Origin of the sequence: Nonomuraea sp. 10N515B (assembly GCF_052245915.1) — a bacterium.
GTDB lineage: Bacteria > Actinomycetota > Actinomycetes > Streptosporangiales > Streptosporangiaceae > Nonomuraea.
This window is the reverse complement of sequence record NZ_JBQQBQ010000197.1, coordinates 1-1,389: the sequence shown is the minus strand read 5'-3', so window position 1 is coordinate 1,389 and position 1,389 is coordinate 1. Positions and strand designations below refer to the sequence as shown.

The following is a 1,389-nucleotide window of genomic DNA, read 5'->3' as shown; positions in this document are numbered from 1 at the left end:
TTGGTGGGCTTGTTGTTGGAGTGGCGGCGCTCGTAGGTGAACGCCATGGTGTTGCCGTTCTTGTCGACGATCGCGGACTGGAAGCCCTCCTCGTCGAAGAAGAACTGGGTGCGGTCCGGCTTGGTGAACACCCACTGGCGGGCCGGGTCACGCGAGTAGCGGTCCGGCAGGCTGGCCGACTCCGGGACGCGTTGCAGGTACAGGTGCACGCCGCGGGGGTGGACGTAGTCGCAGGTGTTGGGCAGGCAACTGGTGTTGCCGTGGGTGTCCAGCGTCCACACGTGCGTGGTGCCGTCGCCGTCGGTCAGGCGGACCTGGGTGGGCCATTTCTGGCCGGGCGGGTGGAACTGCAGCTGCGAGCCCAGTTTGGCCAGCGTGGACGTCTGCAAGCTCCAGCCGTAGCCGAGGGAGGCGGTGCTGGTGTCCAGGCTGTTGTAGGTCATCCGGGCGAAGGTCTGCGGGCCGCGGGAGGGGTTGGAGAAGGCGTTGTAGCCCCACACCACGTTGCCGGCATACAAGTTGGCCAGCGCGGAGCCGCCGGCGCCGGTGTTCTTGCCGGTGTAGGCGTAGAACTTCTCCAAACCGAGCAAATCCGAGGTGGGGGAGTCGAGGCGGATCTGCTGCGGCAGCTGCGGCAGCTGGTGGGTGGCCGACTTCCAGTTGTTGGTGACGGTGTCCTGCACGTCCCACACCAGCTGAGCACCCTCGGCCAGGTTCCCGACCGCCGCCGGCGCCTTGACGGCGGCGTCCACCGTGGCGGCGGCGCCCGGCTCCAGGTCATACGGCAGGCTGGTCTTCAGCTGGGTGTCGGGGGTGGAGATGTCGGTGCCGTCCGGCAGTTTCCAGTGGTAGGACAGCTTGGTGGAGGCGGCCGGCCAGGGCTGGGTGGTGGTGTTCTTCACCATCACCGCCACGCTGGTGGTGGCGCCGGCGTCCAGCCGCTCGGGGGTGCCGGGCGCGTAGAACGAGGTGACCGCGGCCTGGTCGGCGTAGGTGACGGCCAGTTTCGGCCGCAGCAGCGGCTCATCGGTCTCGGTGGCCAGGAACTGCGCCGACTGCTTGGCCGCCCCCGCCTCGTCGGCGATCTTGACCAGCAGGCCGTGGTTGGCCGCGGGGGTGGCGGTCCAGGCCTTGGCGGCGTCGGTGACCGTCCACTGCCGCCAGCCGGCGCTGTCGGACAGCCCGGAGACGGTGCCGAGGGCGGTGGCGTCGAAGTCGCCGCCCGGGCTGGTCCACGGGCTGGTCCAGGTCGCCGCCTCGTCGGAGGCATTGGTGAGCTTGTGGGCGGTGAAGGAGGCGCCGGTGCCGGTGGCGGTGGCCTGCCACAGCGACAACCGCGCGTCGGCAATCTGCGCGCCGGCCGGGATCTGCTCGGTGTAGTCGCCGAAC

At 69.8% G+C, this 1,389-nt stretch carries 1 protein-coding gene; it reads right to left on the bottom strand.

The features are described 5' to 3' along the window. A partial coding sequence (locus ACTWQA_RS58985) for a DNRLRE domain-containing protein (RefSeq protein ID WP_443167495.1) occupies nt 1-1,389 on the bottom strand: 1,389 nt, incomplete at both ends.